This window comes from Actibacterium sp. D185-2 (genome assembly GCF_054954595.1).
The window spans coordinates 1-15225 of record NZ_JBPWNX010000014.1; the positions used below are offsets into that span (position 1 = coordinate 1).

Here is a 15225-nt window from a genome sequence, read left to right on the forward strand (position 1 = left end):
ACGTTGATCCGAAATTGCAGGCTTCTCGCCCGAAACCTACCAAATCCTGCAGTTCCAGAATACTGAAAACGCCGCTTCATAAAACAAAATCAATGCGTTGGGACTTGTTCAGGGTGAACTACTTCTTCTCACCGGACCGGAAGAGTGCGCATCCGCACCGCCATTTGGCCGAGTTCAGCGGCATCCTTCAGGCGGACGCCTATACGGGCTTCAAGGCGCTCTATGAGCCCGATGCTACCGGCGCGGTGCGCATCCGGGAGGCCGCCTGCTGGGCACACCTGCGCCGGGACTTCCACGATGTCTGGACCGGCACCAAGTCGGAGATCGCCCGGGAGGCGCTGGACCGTATCGGCGCGCTTTACGACATCGAACGCGAGATCACCGGCTGCTCCGCCGAAGAGCGGCGACGCGTTAGGCAGACCCGCACGCGCCCGCTGGCGGAGGACTTCAAGGCGTGGTCGGAGGCCCAGCTCGGCCGGGTCTCCGGCAAGAGCGCACTGGCCAAAGCCTTCCGCTACGCGCTCCGCCGCTGGCCCTCCTTCACGCTCTTCCTGGAGGACGGCCGCGTGGCCATCGACAACAACCCGGCCGAGCGTGCGATCAAGCCCGTGGTGATTGGTCGGAAGAATTGGCTCTTCGCCGGGGCCGATGCCGGGGGTGAAACCCTCGCGAAAGCCATGACGATCATCGAAAGCGCGAAGCTCAGCGGCCACGACCCCGAAGCCTACCTGGCAGACATCCTTGCCCGCATCGGAGATCACAAGATCAATCGCCTCGACGAGCTCCTGCCGTGGAACTGGGTGCCACAATCCAAAGAGGCAAAGGCCGTCGCCTAAGCTGCGGTCCTTACCGGCCGGTTACGCTCAAAGAAGGTTGGTCTCCCGAACAGATCGCGGGTCGATTGCACTTTGAAGGCCAGACAGTTCGTGTGAGCTACGAGACAATTTATGCTTATGTCTACAGTCCAGACGGCCAATCCAAAGAGCTGGCCCGATACCTACCAAACCGGCGCAAGAAACGGAGACCGCACCATTCACGCAGGTCCCGTGGCCTTGTTTTCCCGCCAGATCGGTCCATCCATGAACGACCCGACTACGTTGATACTCGTGAGACTTTTGGCGAATGGGAAGGCGATTTGATGATTTTCGAGCGTGCTCAGGGTAAGATGAACGTCGCCTCGCTCGTTGAGCGGAAGACCCGCTTCGCCGTCCTGTTCCGTAACAACGACCGCAGCACAACGCATCTGATGGACAAGCTAATGACTGTGATGGAACCCCTGCTCCAAACAGCCCGTAAATCGATCACCTTTGATAGAGGTATTGAGTTTGGAAACGGCGCAAGCTGAAACCTGGAATCGGAACCGAGGCATGGTTCTGTGATCCTCAAGCCCCGTGGCAAAAGGGTTCCGTCGAAAACCTGAACAAGCGTGCTCGGCGCTACTTACCAAGAGATGCGCCTGTCGCCGCGCTCTCAAATCGAGATATGAAGTCGATTTTTGCCCGCTTGAACGGCACGCCCAGAAAGTGTCTGGGATGGCGCACACCAACTGAAGCATTCAGGGAAGAACTGATGAAACTGAGATAGCGGAAACCGTCGCAACGACCCTTGAGCCATCATTTAATGGAGCGGTTTGCCGGTCCGAAGCATGTGGCCAATCCGCGCAAGCGTTTCAGGCGTCGCGACCAGCGCCATGAACACCTCGCTCTCAAGAGCAGCCAGATCGGCCTCCGACGTCCCTGCCCCTCCTGCGGCGAAAATCTCGGCAATGCGCGACTGAAGCGCAAAAGCGTTCGGCGTAATCCGCCCATCGTCTCGGGCAGTTTCGCGCTCCGACAACAACCCGCTCAGAACCGCCTGCCGATCCAGACGCAATGTCACCACCTCTTGCGCGCCCTGCCTCGGCTCCAATGTGTCGAGATGCGCAAGGGCTGCGGCAAAGACATCGTCGTCACGCATGACCACCGGTTGAGACGGATCCAACAAAGCCAAATCCCCCGCCTCACGCGCCGACCCAGCGGGGGCCTCAAGTGTGGCCGCGTGAAAGGCCCTCGTGATCCGGTCCGACAAATCCGCCTCGTGCGATGCTGTGGCGCGGGCTCGGTCCAACAGTCGCCGACATCCGCCCCAGCCCGGCACCAGACCGACAAGATGTTCGGGCAGACCGATCCGCGTCTCGGCATGGGCCACTGTGCCCGTGCAATGCATCGCCAACTCGCACCCACCGCCAAGCGCCAGCCCGTGCATCGCGGCGACGCTGGGCGTGTGGGCCGTCCGCAGGGCGGCGAGAACCATTTGCCCGCGCGTGATGAAGGCCTCGATCGCCGCCCATTTTCCGCCCTCGATCCACGCCACCACCTTTGACAGATCGGCACCTGCGGAGAACACCCGCGGATTGTGATTGCCGACAACCATCCCGCGCGCAGCGCCGTTCAAGCGGCTCACCCCCTCTTCGAGAATGTCGAAGACCGCGGGGGCAAGGGCGTGCATTTTGCTCCGAATATCCAAGCAGATCACATCATCGCCCAGATCCCAAAGCGCTGCAGAGGAATTTTGGGCCAGTGCTTGGCCTGCGGCCTGTGCCCGGCTCAGCCGGTCCGCCTCGCCACTCCGCACGACCGGAGTCGCCAGCGCCTCGAACGGCACGCCTTCGGGCATCTGCGCCCGCAGACGCGCCTGCGTTTCAGGGCTCAGCTCCCGCCACAACGCTACCGGTCCCGCGCGCCAAGCATAGCCCAACTCCATCCCGAGATCCGTCTCCTTGAGCGAGGGCGCAATCTCACCCGCGTGGATCAAAGCATAGTCCACCACCTGCGCCAGAACCGCCCGCGCATAGGCCCCAGAGGCCGTGTCATTATTCAACAAAAGATCGAGATCGCGCCCCGCCCCCGGCAGGTCTTTCTGCGCGAACCCGCTATGCGCACGATACACGCCGGAGTTCAGGTCAAGCGCCTCCAACGCACCGCTCTCGGACTTACGGTAAAACCCGGCACGGCTTTTGCGCCCGAACCGCCCGGCAGAAACAAGATCCGTAATTACCCCCTGCCCCGGCAGATCGAACGCATTGATCGCGTCCGTCCGGGGCAGCGCCGCCATCAACGAGCCCCAGATGGGTTTGACGACATCAAGCCCGACCAAATCCAGCAGGCCGAAGACGCCCGTGCGCGGCACGCCAAAGGCCATGTGCACCGCATCTGCCTCCTCGACCGTCAGCCCAAGCCGCAACGCCTCGACCACCGCCACCGAAAGCCAGGTACAGCCCAGTCGGTTGGCGATGAAACCCGGCGTGTCGCGGCATTCGATCACGGTTTTGCCAAGCGCCTTTCGCCCAATCTCGGCAGCGCGGTCGAACGCCACCCGGTCCTCAGATCCGATCAGTTCCAATAGTGCCATGCGCCGGGGCGGGTTGAAGAAATGGCTGATCAAGAAATGATCCTGAAACGCCGCACCGCGCCCTTCGATCAGCCGTCCGCGCAGAATGGTCGAGGTGTTGGAGGAGACAATCGCATCGGGTTTGCGCAAAGGCTCGATCCGTTCGTAAAGTGCACGTTTTAGGTCGAGGTCTTCAAGGATGGCTTCGACGATCCAATCCGCCTCCGCCACACGTTCCAGATGGTCCTCGGTATTGCCGACCCGCACCAGGCTGACGGGCGCCTCCCCCATGAACGCCTGTCGCGCGATCTGTTGCGCAAGGCCTCGTTCAGCGGGCGCATCTCGCACCCCATCCGGCCCCGCCCGATCCAGCAGATCGACGGCAATCCCCGCATTGGCAAACTGCGCTGCGATCCCGCCGCCCATATTTCCCGCGCCGATCACCGCTACGCGCCGGCATCCCAAATCCTCGACCCCGAAGGCCGTCTTGATCGTGCTCATGATATCTCCAGACTTCACTATGTGTTGGCGTGGGCGAAGATACCCGCGCCGAAGGACCTCAGATCGCGAGGTCGAAATCCGCCGCCGTCAGCGCAAGCGTCGCGCCATTGCCAGTCTTGGAAATCGCATGAAGTGCCGCCGCCATGGGGAAGACATTTGAGGCATAGAACCGCACCATGCTCAGCTTGGCCTTTGCATGGGTCGTGTTGCGCCCTTCTGCAAGACGCTTGGACGCCGAAATTGCGGCATCGCCCATCACCCAGGCGCCGAGGCAAATCCCAAAAGCCTCAAGGATATTGACAGCTGCCGACAGGGGCTCCGTACCGTTTTGCGCCACTAGCCAGTCGGTCAGATCGCCGACGATTCCGGCAGCCTCTTCGACCATCGCGCTCAGTCCGGACCAATCGGCGTCCCCGCCGCTCTGCGTCTTCAGCCCCTCGGCGGTCGCATTCATCTCGGCGATCAGCTCGCGCGCGGCGGTGCCGTTGTCGCGTTTGATCTTGCGGCCCACTAGGTCGAGCGCCTGAATGCCGGTCGTGCCCTCGTATATCGTGGTGATCCGCGCATCCCGCAGGTGCTGCGCAGCGCCCGTTTCCTCAATATAGCCCATGCCACCATGGATTTGGACGCCCAAAGATGCCACATGCACCGATAGTTCCGTTGACCAGGCTTTCACCACCGGAATCAAAAGATCTACGCGCCGCTGATGGTGCGCACGAGTCTTGTCTTCCTCTGCGCGATGCGCAAAATCCAGAGACCGCGCCGCGCGAAATGCCAAAGCCCTTGCCGCTTCAGTCCGCGCTTTCATCAGGCCCAGCATCCGGCGAATATCCGGGTGTCCCATAATGGCCGCTTCCGCGCCCTCGGGCGTGCCGCCCTGCACACGGTCCATCGCGTAGCGCACCGCATGTTGCGTGGCCGCCTCGGAAATACCGACACCTTGCAGGCCCACGCCCAAACGCGCGTTATTCATCATGGTGAACATGTACTGAAGCCCTTTGTTGGGCTCACCCACCAGATAGCCGATGGCACCGCCCTCATCGCCATAAGACATGGTGCAGGTCGGACTGGCGTGAATGCCCAGTTTATGTTCAATCGACACACAACGCAGGTCATTGCGCAACCCCGGAGTGCCCTCGGCATCGGGAATAAATTTCGGCACAATGAAAAGCGAAATTCCTTTGACGCCTGCGGGCGCATCTGGCAGGCGCGCGAGCACGAGATGGATGATGTTTTCCGCCAGGTCATGTTCGCCATAGGTAATGAAAATTTTCTGCCCGCTGATCCGGTAGTGATCCCCCTCCGGCACCGCTTTCGTGCGGATAGCGGCCAGATCAGACCCGGCCTGCGGTTCAGTCAAGTTCATCGTCCCGGTCCATTCCCCGGTCACGAGTTTCGGCAGGTAGAGCGTTTTGAGATCATCGGAGGCATAGCCGTTGATCGCCTCAATCGCGCCCTGGGTCAAAAGCGGACAGAGCTGAAACGCCGTGTTCGCGCCATTGAACATTTCGATAATGGCGGCGTTCACCACCTCCGGCAGGCCCATTCCTCCGTGATCCGGCGCCGCCGTGGGCGCGTTCCAACCCATCTCGACCAGCGTGTCATAGGCGACACGCCAGCCTTCCGGTGTCGTCACCTGCCCCATGGCAAAACCGAGCCCAGCCTGATCGCCCGCAGCGTTGAGCGGTCCGAGCACATCGCCTGCAAATTTCCCCGCCTCTTCGAGGATCGCTCCCACTATGTCGGGACTGGCTTCCTCAAGCCCGGGTAGTTGCGAAATTTCGTCCAGCCCGCAAAGTTCTTCAAGGACGAACATCATTTCTTCTGTTGGCGCAACATAGGTCATTGCCTCAATTCCTTTTTATCACAGTTTCTCAGTCAATTCCGGGACAACATCAAACAGATCTGCGACGAGGCCGAAGTCCGCGCCCATGGCCAAAGCGTTGCGAATAGTGTCGGTGGTTTTCTTTTCACCTATGGACACGATCACCACCTCGGAAGCCACACCGGCTTCTTTCATACGGATCGCCTCTTCGACAGAAATCTCGTCGAACGGGTTCATCGACATCTTCACATTGGCAAGATCGACACCCGTGCCGTCCGCCTTAACCTTGACCTTAACGTTGTAATCAATCACCCGTTTGACGGGAACGAGCACCTTCATGGGTCTATTCCTTTCTTCAAGGGTCAGCGGGTTGGAACGGGAATCGTGTCCTCGCCGCGAAAATCGTAAAATCCGAGTTTGGTCCTTTGTCCGAGCCAGCCGACTTCGACGTATTTCACCAATAGCGGACAGGGTCGGTATTTGCTGTAGGCGAGCCCGTCGTTAAGCACGCCCATGGAGAGTCCGGGGCCGATGATCAAGTTCGATCCCATCAGCTGACTGAGCTGGGTGATCGGCGCGGCCAGAACAACCCTGTAGCCATCGACAAGCGTGTTCAAAAGCGGCACGTTTACGTCGAAGGCCTGATAGCTTCCAGAGCAACCGCGATGCCCTGCCCACCACCAATGCACATGGTTGCCAGAGCCCGTTTCAAACCTGTACGCTCTAGCTCGTAGAGCGCCTTTAGAAAGATTATAACCCCCGATGCCCCGATCGGGTGTCCAAGTGCTATTGCGCCACCATTGGGATTCACCTTGTTATTGTCCAAACCAAGAGTCTTGCTCACAGCTAGAGCTTGCGCCGCGAAAGCCTCATTCGACTCGATCACATCAAAATCTGAAATTGTCAGTCCTGTTCTCTTTAGAAGACCTGATACCGCTGGAATTGGCCCAATCCCCATGATGTCCGGACGCACGCCTGCTATATGATAGCCGAGCAGCCTTGCTCGCGGTTTCAATCTCGCTCTGGCTGCAGTATCTGCAGTCGCTAATACAACTGCGGCGGCCCCGTCATTTAGGCCCGAAGCATTTCCCGCCGTGACTGTACCATCCTTCTGGAAGGCTGGGCGCAGGTTTCCAAGCGATTCCAGTGTACTTGCCTTAGGATGTTCATCAGTATCAAAAGACACCATGTTGCGTTTGCCCTTCACCTCGACGGGAACAATCTGGGATTTGAAATACCCGTTATTGATCGCGTTCAGGGCGCGCTCCTGACTTTGCAGTGCAAACTCGTCTTGAGCCTCGCGGGTAATTGCATATTCTAAGGCAACATTTTCCGCCGTGACCCCCATATGCCCTGTGCCAAACGGACAATTGAGTGCGCCGAGCATCATGTCGGTTGCACCAGTGTCGCCCATTTTTTGCCCCCAGCGGATGGCCGGCATGATATACGGCGAGCGGCTCATGCTTTCGCTGCCACCGGCAAGTGCTATGGCCGCATCTCCCTGAATCAACGACTGCGCCGCAGACACGATGGCTTGAAGCCCAGAACCGCAGAGCCGGTTTACGTTCATTGCGGGCGCTTCTTCTGGCACTCCGGACCCAATTGCGACCGCGCGGCTAAGATACATATCACGCGGCTCAGTATTAATAACATGACCAAACACCACATTTTCAATTTGCCTGCCATCAATGCCAGAGCGAGCAATCGCCTCCTTCGCCACGATCTCCCCAAGCTCGATAGGCGACGTGTTGGCAAGAGCCCCTCCAAAGGTTCCGATGGCTGTTCGCGCACCGTCCAATACTACGATATCTTTCATTTTTTCACCGTTGCTTCGTTCTGCATCAAGAAGACCGCGTTGGTCCGTTGCCCAGTACAGAAATCATTTTTCAAGAAGTTCGGAAGTAAATGTTCCGAGGCGCGACACGCGCGCTCCGGGTTACTTCCGTCAGAAACGAGACCCTAGAACCGGTAGGCAACACCGATATTCAAGATTGTTGGGTCCACCGAAACCTTGCCTCTGACCGGTGCCCCGCCGAGTGTCCCAGAGATATCTGTTTCGAATGGCGTGTAACGTATATCGGCATTAGCAAACCAATTATCGCTCATTTGATAGCGCATTCCAACTTGGAGAGCAGGCGCCCAAGCGTCTTTCAAGTCGAAGTCCGCAAGTGCATCCCCTTGTTCTTCCAGAAACAAGATTCGAGCGATACCGGCACCAACATAAGGGCTAACGGATGAATTAGTCGGAAAGTGATATTGAAGCGACAAGATGGCAGGGCCGTATTTTGTCTCTCCGACGGTCATCCCCCCCAAGCTGCCGGTTCCTGTAAGATCGGCGGTTGCAGGAAAACCACCAAAAAAATTCAATGCCAAAGATGAATTCAAGAAATAAGAAACATCGAAACTCAGTGTGGTGTCATCGGAGATATCGATACCAGACCCCGGTATTGGCGCACCGCCCGCGCTGATTGAATCCAACGTTTCGTTCGTGAATACTTTCGCCGCATTCAGGCCAAAAAGCCAGTCGCCTTTGGAGTAAAGCGGTTCCGCATTTGCGACGCTGAACGACGAAAAGCAACCAAGCATCGTGATTAACACAAACTTCGAGGCAAAAGGCCCCTTGGATTTTACATTAGATTGTTTCATTTATTCCTCCCTTTTAGTCGTTCTTCCGCGCATTTTGCTCGGTCTCAAGGAGGCGGAACATGCGATCTGCAAATCCGCCTGCCTGTTTTCAGGCTACGCCAGAAGCACGTCTCCATATGCTTCCCGCAGCTTGTTCTTCAGCACTTTGCCAGTTGCGTTTCGTGGAAGTTCATCCACAAAAACGACCGCATCCGGGATCTGCCATTTGGCGACTTTGTCGGAGAAGAAGGAAATCACATCCTTCTCTGACACTTTTGCCCCTGGTGCCTTGACAGCGACAAGGACCGGCCGTTCGTCCCATTTTACATGCTTCGCCGCAATTGCGGCGGCATCTGCAATACCGGGATGAGCGACCGCGATTCCTTCAAGTTCGACGGTGGAAATCCATTCCCCGCCCGATTTGATGATGTCCTTGGAGCGGTCTCGAATCGTCATGAACCCATCGGCATCAATCGAGGCCACATCGCCGGTTTCAAACCATCCATCGGATTCCAAAGTCGTACCCGGTTCCGCACCGAAATAGCTGTCTACGACCCAATGGCCGCGAATGCGAAGATTGCCTTGCGCCGCCCCATCCTCGGGAAGTGTACTGCCTTCATCGTCGACGATCTTGAGTTCCACGCCATAGGGCGGGCGGCCCTGGCTTTCGCGCACTTTGGCCTGTTCTTCCTTGGTCATGCCCGCATGGCGTTCCAGCAAGGCATTCGCGGTCCCGAGAGGCGAGGTTTCGGTCATGCCCCAAGCGTGCACGACTTCGGTGCCATATTTGTCGCGGAATTCGGCGATCATCGAAGGCGGGCAGGCCGATCCGCCGACCACCGTCCGTGTGAGGGTCTCGGCTTTGGAGCCGAGTTTGTCGAGCGATGCGAGAAGCCCCTGCCAGATTGTAGGAACACCAAGCGCGACCGTCACGCCTTCGTCGTCGATCAGCCGTGCGAGGCTGTCACCGTCAAGCCCCGGACCGGGCAGGACCAGTTTTGCGCCGACCATCGCGGCGGCATAGGGGATGCCCCAGGCATTAACGTGGAACATCGGAACCACCGGCATCATCACTTCGCGCGCTGAAATATTCAGCGTATCGGGAAGGGCCGCGCCCAAGGAATGCAACACCGTAGAGCGGTGCGAATAAAGAACGCCCTTGGGATTACCCGTGGTGCCGGAGGTATAGCAAAGGCTGGAGGCGTCATTCTCGTCGACATCCACCCAATCGGCGTTTTCGTCCCCCGTGGCCAGGAAGTCCTCGTAGAATATAAGTCCGGGGATCTTGCTGGCTGCCTTTTCGTCACGCGCGGACATGAGAACGAAGGTGTCGACCGTCGTCAGGTTTTCCCTGATCCCTTCGATGATCGGCAGGAACGTCTTGTCAAAAAAGATGACCCGGTCTTCCGCGTGGTTGATGATATAGACAAGCTGTTCGGGGAAGAGGCGTGGATTGATCGTGTGGCACACCATTCCACCGCAGGAAATGCCGAAGTAGCATTCCAGATGCCGCGCGTTGTTCCACGCGATCGTCGCCACGCGATCCCCTTGGAAGAGCCCCAGCTTTGTCAGCGCGGAGCCGAGCTGACGGGCTCTATCCGAAATCCCTTTCCAGTTCGTCTTTGTCTTTGTGCCATCTGTTTCCACCGACACAATCTCGGTGTTGCCATGATAGCGAGCGCCGTGATCAATGAGTGAGTGTATTGTGAGGGGCATCGCCATCATTTGTCCGCGCATTTAGCTTCCTTTCCGGATTTGTGTTTAGGAGCGGCTATTTGGTCGGTCTGGTAGGCTCGCAAGCCGCTAGTCGCGGCTTGCAGTTTCTTACAACAAACCCCATCGCATCCTTGGCAACTGGCTGTTTTTTCATGATTTTCGTAAGATTTTTTAGGCAACAGACCGGCTCCTGTCAAAAATACGCACCTGCCCCAGAATGATCTCGGCCGCATTCTCAGCGATGACCATGGTCGGGGCGTTGGTGTTTCCAGCGACAAGGCTTGGCATGATGGATGCGTCCACCACTCGCAGCCCAGATACACCGCGAACCTTAAGCTCGGGGTCGACCACAGAATCCTTGTCCGCACCCATTCGGCATGTACCAACCGGATGATAGATTGTTTCTGCGCTTTCCCGAATGAATGCCGCGATCTCATCGTCGGTCTGTACAGATTTACCGGGGTGCACTTCGTATTTGCTGTGCGCAGACATTGCCGGCGCTTCGAGTATCCTGCGCCCAGCTTTGAAGGCTGCAATCATCGTTCCCATATCTTCCGGATCGCTAAGATAATTCGGCTGAATCAGAGGATCGTCCATCGGATCCGGGCTTTTGAGGCCGATATAGCCGCGGCTCTTGGGCAAAAGATCGCAGATGTGAAGCGTATAGCCATAACCAAAAGCGATCTTGCGGCCATGATCTTTCAGATATGTGGGCAGGAAGTGAAACTGAACATTCGGCCTATCGCGTTCAGGGGACGACTTAATGAACCCACCGCTTTCCGCAACATTTGACGTGAGAAACCCTTTACGTCTGAAGATGTAGGAAAACAAACCACCAATGCCACGCGGCAGAAAGCTGGGCGCGACACCGATCGGGCGCCGTGAGCTAGCAGCATGCATAATCGTTACATCGAGGTGGTCGGCCATGTTCTTGCCAACCTCGGGAAGGTCGTGAACGACGGCTAGACCATGCCGTTTAATTTCTTGGGCATCCCCGATACCCGACAGAAGGAGGAGTTGAGGCGAATTCACGGCCCCGCCGGACAGGATCACTTCGCCGCCGGCATTGAGACGCAGTTGGCGATATTCGCCACTTTGCTGTAAGGTGACACCGGTTGCCGTCTTTTCCTCCATGACAACGCGGGTCACGCGGGCGTCGGTGAAAATCTCAAGGTTGGACCGGGCCTCAGCCCCGCGCAGGAAAGCTTGCGCCGAGCTCCAACGCCGACCATCCTTTTGCGTGACCTGATACATGCCCAGGCCCTCTTGTTCGGCGCTGTTGAAATCGCCGTTGTGGGGGATCTGCAGTTCGCGCCCAGCCTGTACGAAATCACGGCTCAGAGGGTTCACGGTTTTCAGCTCACTCACGGAGAGCTCGCCGCCCCTACCGTGGGTTTCGGTTGCACCGAACCGATGGTTGTCTTCGATGCGCTTGAACAGGTCGGTCATGCGGTCCCAGCCCCAGACATCCGTGCCTGCCTCGGACGCCCAGTAGTCGTAATCGGCCTTGTGGCCACGAATATAGACCATGGCGTTGATGGACGACGACCCGCCCAGCGTCTTGCCGCGTGGCCAGAACAGTTTGCGGCCATTCAGGTGCTCTTGCGGTTCGGTGTCGAATGCCCAGTTCAGCTTTTTGCTGTTGGCCAGCAAGGCGATCCCCAATGGCATGTGGATCAGGGGGCTCTTGTCCTTTGGGCCTGCTTCGATAAGCGCGACGCGTTTTGCCGGGTTTGCCGACAGCCGGTTGGCCAGAACGCAACCAGCGGATCCGGCGCCGACGATGATATAGTCGTACATTTCTTCTCTCCCTATTGGTTACGGGCGGCTGTTATCCAAGCACCCGGACCACGATGTTGATAAGACGGCGTACAAAGCCCGTGTAAGGCGGGAAAAGCATATGCGTGATCGAATGCTTTTCCTCCAGAACGGCTTTTTCATGGGAAAAGGCCTTGAAGCCGTGTTCGCCATGGGCCGACCCAATGCCGGAGTTGTTGACGCCGCCAAATGGAAGGTTCGGGTGCAGGAAATGCACCACTGTAAGGTTTACGCCCACCGCGCCCGAAGAGGTGCGCGTGATGATCTGATCAGCGAAGCCCTTGCTTTTGTCGAAGATATACAGGGCAAGCGGCTTGGGGTTTGCGTTGATCTTGTCGATAACTTTATCCAGATCGACATATTCGATGATCGGCAAGATCGGCCCAAACAGTTCTTCGTGAGTGATTTCCATATCGTCCGAAACCTCGGAGATCAGCGTCGGGGCAACGAAATTCTGGGCCGCGTCTGTCTGCCCGCCCTGAAGGATGCTTGCGCCTTTGGCACGGGCATCCTCGATCAGGTTGCGAACCCTGTCAAAGTGACGTTCGTTCACAATCCGGCAATAGTCGGGCGTTGCTTTTTGAGCCTCGGGCGTCTTTCCATAGACCCGGCCGATCTCGGCCTGAAGCGCAGCCTTGAACGCAGTCGAAACATCGCGATGTACATACACATGATCCGGTGCGATACAGGTCTGACCGTTGTTTGCGAACTTACCCCAGACGATGTTGCGCGCGGCCTTCTTGATATTGGCGTTGGGCCCGACGATTGTGGGCGACTTACCACCAAGTTCCAGAGTGACCGATGTCAGGTTTTTTGCCGCCGCCTCCATCACGACCTTGCCGATTGCCGGGCTGCCCGTGAAGAAAATGTGGTCAAACGGAAGCGACAGTAGCTCTTGGGAAACCGTGGCGTCGCCTTCGATGACCCTGACCAGATCCGGTGTGAACGCCTCTTCCACGATGTCGATGATGACACGGGACGCATTTGGCGTCATTTCTGACGGCTTGATGATGGCACTGTTGCCGGCCGCGATTGCCGAAACCAGCGGCCCGAGCGAAAGATTCACTGGATAGTTCCAGGGCGCGATGATCAGGCACACACCCTTGGCCTCGGGGCGAACCCGTGCCTTGGTGCCAAACACCCCCAAAGTGGCGCGCGCCCGTTTGGGGCGCATCCACGACTTCAAATGGTGTTTGGTGTGCCGGATTTCCTGAAGCACAGGGAAGATCTCGGTCAGTTTCACTTCTTCGGCGGGTTTGCGAAAATCAGCGGCGCAAGCCGCGATGATTTTGTCCTCGTTCCGTTTGACGGCCTCTGCTAGGCGGTCCAGCTGTGCAATGCGTGCCTTGCGGTCAAAACTGGCACGCCGGGCAAGTTGTGCCCGAATCTGGGTGTCAAACGCCGCTCGGATGTCATCGGCACTGGCTGTTTTTGCGTGAAATGATGCAACCTGATTCATGTTCACGCTCCTACTTCTCTTCGTAGAGGACATAGTCCTCTTTCGTGGCGCCACAGTCCGGACAGCACCAATCATCGGGGATCTGACTGAACAGAGTTCCCGGCGGGAAACCTTCGTGTTCGTCGCCAAGGGCTTCGTCGTAGATATGACCGCATGTTATGCAAAGCCATTTCCGGTAGGTGGTTCCGGCGGCGGGGGCCGCCTGTGCCACCGGAGCAGGCGCTTGCGGTGCGGCGGCAGGAGCGTCAACCGCCACGGGTTCGGGTGCCGGGGCCGGAGCGAGTGTCGGTGCCGGGGTTGGTGCTAGCGCTGCGGCTTCGCCGATCAGCACAAAGTCCTCTTTGTCGCGGACCGCGCAATCGGGGCACGAAAAGTCTTCGGGCACTTGTGACCACGGCGTTCCCGGCGGGAACCCCTCATGCGGGTGGCCCTGGATTTCATCGTAGGTGTAACCGCAATCCGGGCATTGATATTTAGCCATTGTTCATTCCTCCCTTACACACGTGCGTTGACAGGCAAGCACATGCGTCGTTCCAGATTTTCTGTCGGTTGTGTCTGCGGCCCCGTCATCGAGTGAGAGCAAGGGGCTGTTTGTCAGGTCAGTGTTGGCCCCATCGGGGCCAACTCCTTAGTCTGAGGCGCCATGCGAGGGTTTTATTCGGCAGGCATGGCGGCAGGTTGCGCAGGTGCGACCGACCCGAATTTACGGTCATAGTACTCACGCATGCCAGGCTCGATCTGAATCTTGTTCAGGTCACCTTTGGCCCAGTCCAAGACACGATGATCCATGATCGATCGGAACCACGAGGGGACCAGCGCCGCAAAGAACATCCCGGGATAGCCCGAAGGAAGCGCAGGCAGATCCTTGAAGTCGCGCAGCGATTGATAGGACCGCGTCGGGTGCGCGTGGTGGTCCGAGTGCCGCTGCAGGTGGAACAGGATCAGGTTGGACATGATATGGTTCGAGTTCCACGAATGGTGCGGCTTCTGATGCTCGTATTTGCCGTTGGGCAGTTTTTCGCGCAGCAGGCCATAGTGTTCGATATAGTTGGCCGAGGTCAGCTGCCACCATCCGTACGCCATCTGAATGGGCAGGAACACAAGCATGATCGGCCCGAAGAATGCCAGCAGTCCGGCGTAAAGAACGACGGTAATGATCAGCGGCTGAAGGATCTCGTTGTCCAGGCTCCAGACACTCTTGCCACTCCGCTCAAGGCGAACTTCTTCGAGCTCCCAGGCGCGTTTGAAGGCACCGGGGATTTCGCGGGTTGCGAAAGAATAGATGTTTTCACCCATACGCGATGTTGCCGGATCTTTCGGGGTCGCCACGTCGCGGTGGTGCCCTTTGTTATGCTCGATGAAAAAGTGGCCATAGCCCACGACTGCCAGCACCAGTTTGGCCATCCAGCGGTCAAATGTTTCTTTCTTGTGGCCCAGTTCATGGCCGGTGTTCAGTGCCAAACCGTTGACGATACCCAGCGACAGTGCAAGCGCAATGAACTCAAAGGCATTGACCGATTGGGTTGCCACCCACCAGCAGGACCCGACCAGAGCCGCATAGTGCATGGGTACAGTCAAATAGGTGAGCACGCGATAGTAGCGATCTTTTTCAAGATCAGGCACGGCCGATTCGGGGGGATTCGAAAAATCCTCTCCGAACATGGCGTCCAGCAATGGCACCGCCAGATACCACAGAATCAGCACCGTTCCGTACCAGATGCTCCAGCCGGTTACCGAGACCAGGTAAAGTCCGATCAGCGGCGTTGCTGGCCAGAATACGGACAAGATCCAAAAATACCGTTTCTTATCAACGTATGCTTCATCGGCGCCGGCTTCCGCCGCGGCCGTTTCGTTCAAATCCTTCATCAGTCTGTTCCTCCCTGAAAGGCTGTCATTTGGCCTTACGGTGGCC

Annotated in this window: 11 protein-coding genes and 2 pseudogenes; 2 read left to right on the plus strand and 11 right to left on the minus strand. The window is 57.8% G+C overall.

Going from position 1 to position 15225, the window contains the following annotated elements; all coding sequences use genetic code 11:
- Positions 1 to 836: IS66 family transposase (gene tnpC / locus ACSR1C_RS16625; RefSeq protein WP_036784174.1), on the plus strand; the 836-nt coding region annotated here is incomplete at its 5' end.
- 26 nt (positions 837 to 862) lie between these two features.
- Positions 863 to 1584, plus strand: a pseudogene (locus tag ACSR1C_RS16630) (IS30 family transposase); the annotation flags it as partial.
- A gap of 33 nt (positions 1585 to 1617) precedes the next feature.
- On the opposite strand, the gene ACSR1C_RS16635 reads toward ACSR1C_RS16630, so the two are convergent.
- The 11 genes and pseudogenes from ACSR1C_RS16635 to ACSR1C_RS16685 form a co-directional block, all read right to left on the minus strand.
- Complete coding sequence (locus tag ACSR1C_RS16635; RefSeq protein ID WP_027238798.1) at positions 1618 to 3870, minus strand: 3-hydroxyacyl-CoA dehydrogenase/enoyl-CoA hydratase family protein; 2253 nt, start codon at positions 3868 to 3870, stop codon at positions 1618 to 1620.
- Positions 3871 to 3928: 58 nt separating this feature from the next.
- Entirely contained in the window at positions 3929 to 5716 is a 1788-nt protein-coding gene (locus ACSR1C_RS16640; protein ID WP_027238799.1) for an acyl-CoA dehydrogenase, read from the minus strand.
- Between the two features lie 21 nt (positions 5717 to 5737).
- A pseudogene (locus ACSR1C_RS16645) lies at positions 5738 to 6034 on the minus strand (electron transfer flavoprotein subunit beta/FixA family protein); the annotation flags it as partial.
- A 23-nt stretch (positions 6035 to 6057) separates the two neighbouring features.
- Positions 6058 to 6321: a hypothetical protein gene (locus tag ACSR1C_RS16650; RefSeq protein ID WP_051360505.1), complete on the minus strand. Its 264-nt coding sequence runs from the start codon at positions 6319 to 6321 to the stop codon at positions 6058 to 6060.
- Between the two features lie 2 nt (positions 6322 to 6323).
- Positions 6324 to 7511, minus strand: a complete 1188-nt coding sequence (locus ACSR1C_RS16655) for an acetyl-CoA C-acyltransferase family protein (protein ID WP_027238802.1) — start codon at positions 7509 to 7511, stop codon at positions 6324 to 6326.
- Positions 7512 to 7654: 143 nt separating this feature from the next.
- A complete protein-coding gene (locus ACSR1C_RS16660; protein ID WP_027238803.1) occupies positions 7655 to 8341 on the minus strand; it encodes an OmpW/AlkL family protein in 687 nt (228 codons plus the stop codon).
- Positions 8342 to 8434: 93 nt separating this feature from the next.
- Positions 8435 to 10057 carry a long-chain fatty acid--CoA ligase gene (locus ACSR1C_RS16665; protein ID WP_027238804.1) on the minus strand — a complete coding sequence of 541 codons (1623 nt, stop codon included), beginning with the start codon at positions 10055 to 10057 and terminating at the stop codon, positions 8435 to 8437.
- A 150-nt stretch (positions 10058 to 10207) separates the two neighbouring features.
- Positions 10208 to 11836 (minus strand): GMC family oxidoreductase, encoded by a 1629-nt coding sequence (locus ACSR1C_RS16670; RefSeq protein ID WP_027238805.1) that lies wholly within the window; start codon positions 11834 to 11836, stop codon positions 10208 to 10210.
- 31 nt (positions 11837 to 11867) lie between these two features.
- Entirely contained in the window at positions 11868 to 13313 is a 1446-nt protein-coding gene (locus tag ACSR1C_RS16675) for an aldehyde dehydrogenase family protein (RefSeq protein ID WP_027238806.1), read from the minus strand.
- Positions 13314 to 13323: 10 nt separating this feature from the next.
- On the minus strand, positions 13324 to 13794 hold the full coding sequence (locus ACSR1C_RS16680) for a rubredoxin (protein WP_027238807.1): 471 nt from the start codon (positions 13792 to 13794) through the stop codon (positions 13324 to 13326).
- A gap of 173 nt (positions 13795 to 13967) precedes the next feature.
- A complete protein-coding gene (locus ACSR1C_RS16685; protein WP_238368581.1) occupies positions 13968 to 15179 on the minus strand; it encodes an alkane 1-monooxygenase in 1212 nt (403 codons plus the stop codon).
- Positions 15180 to 15225: the final 46 nt, after the last annotated feature.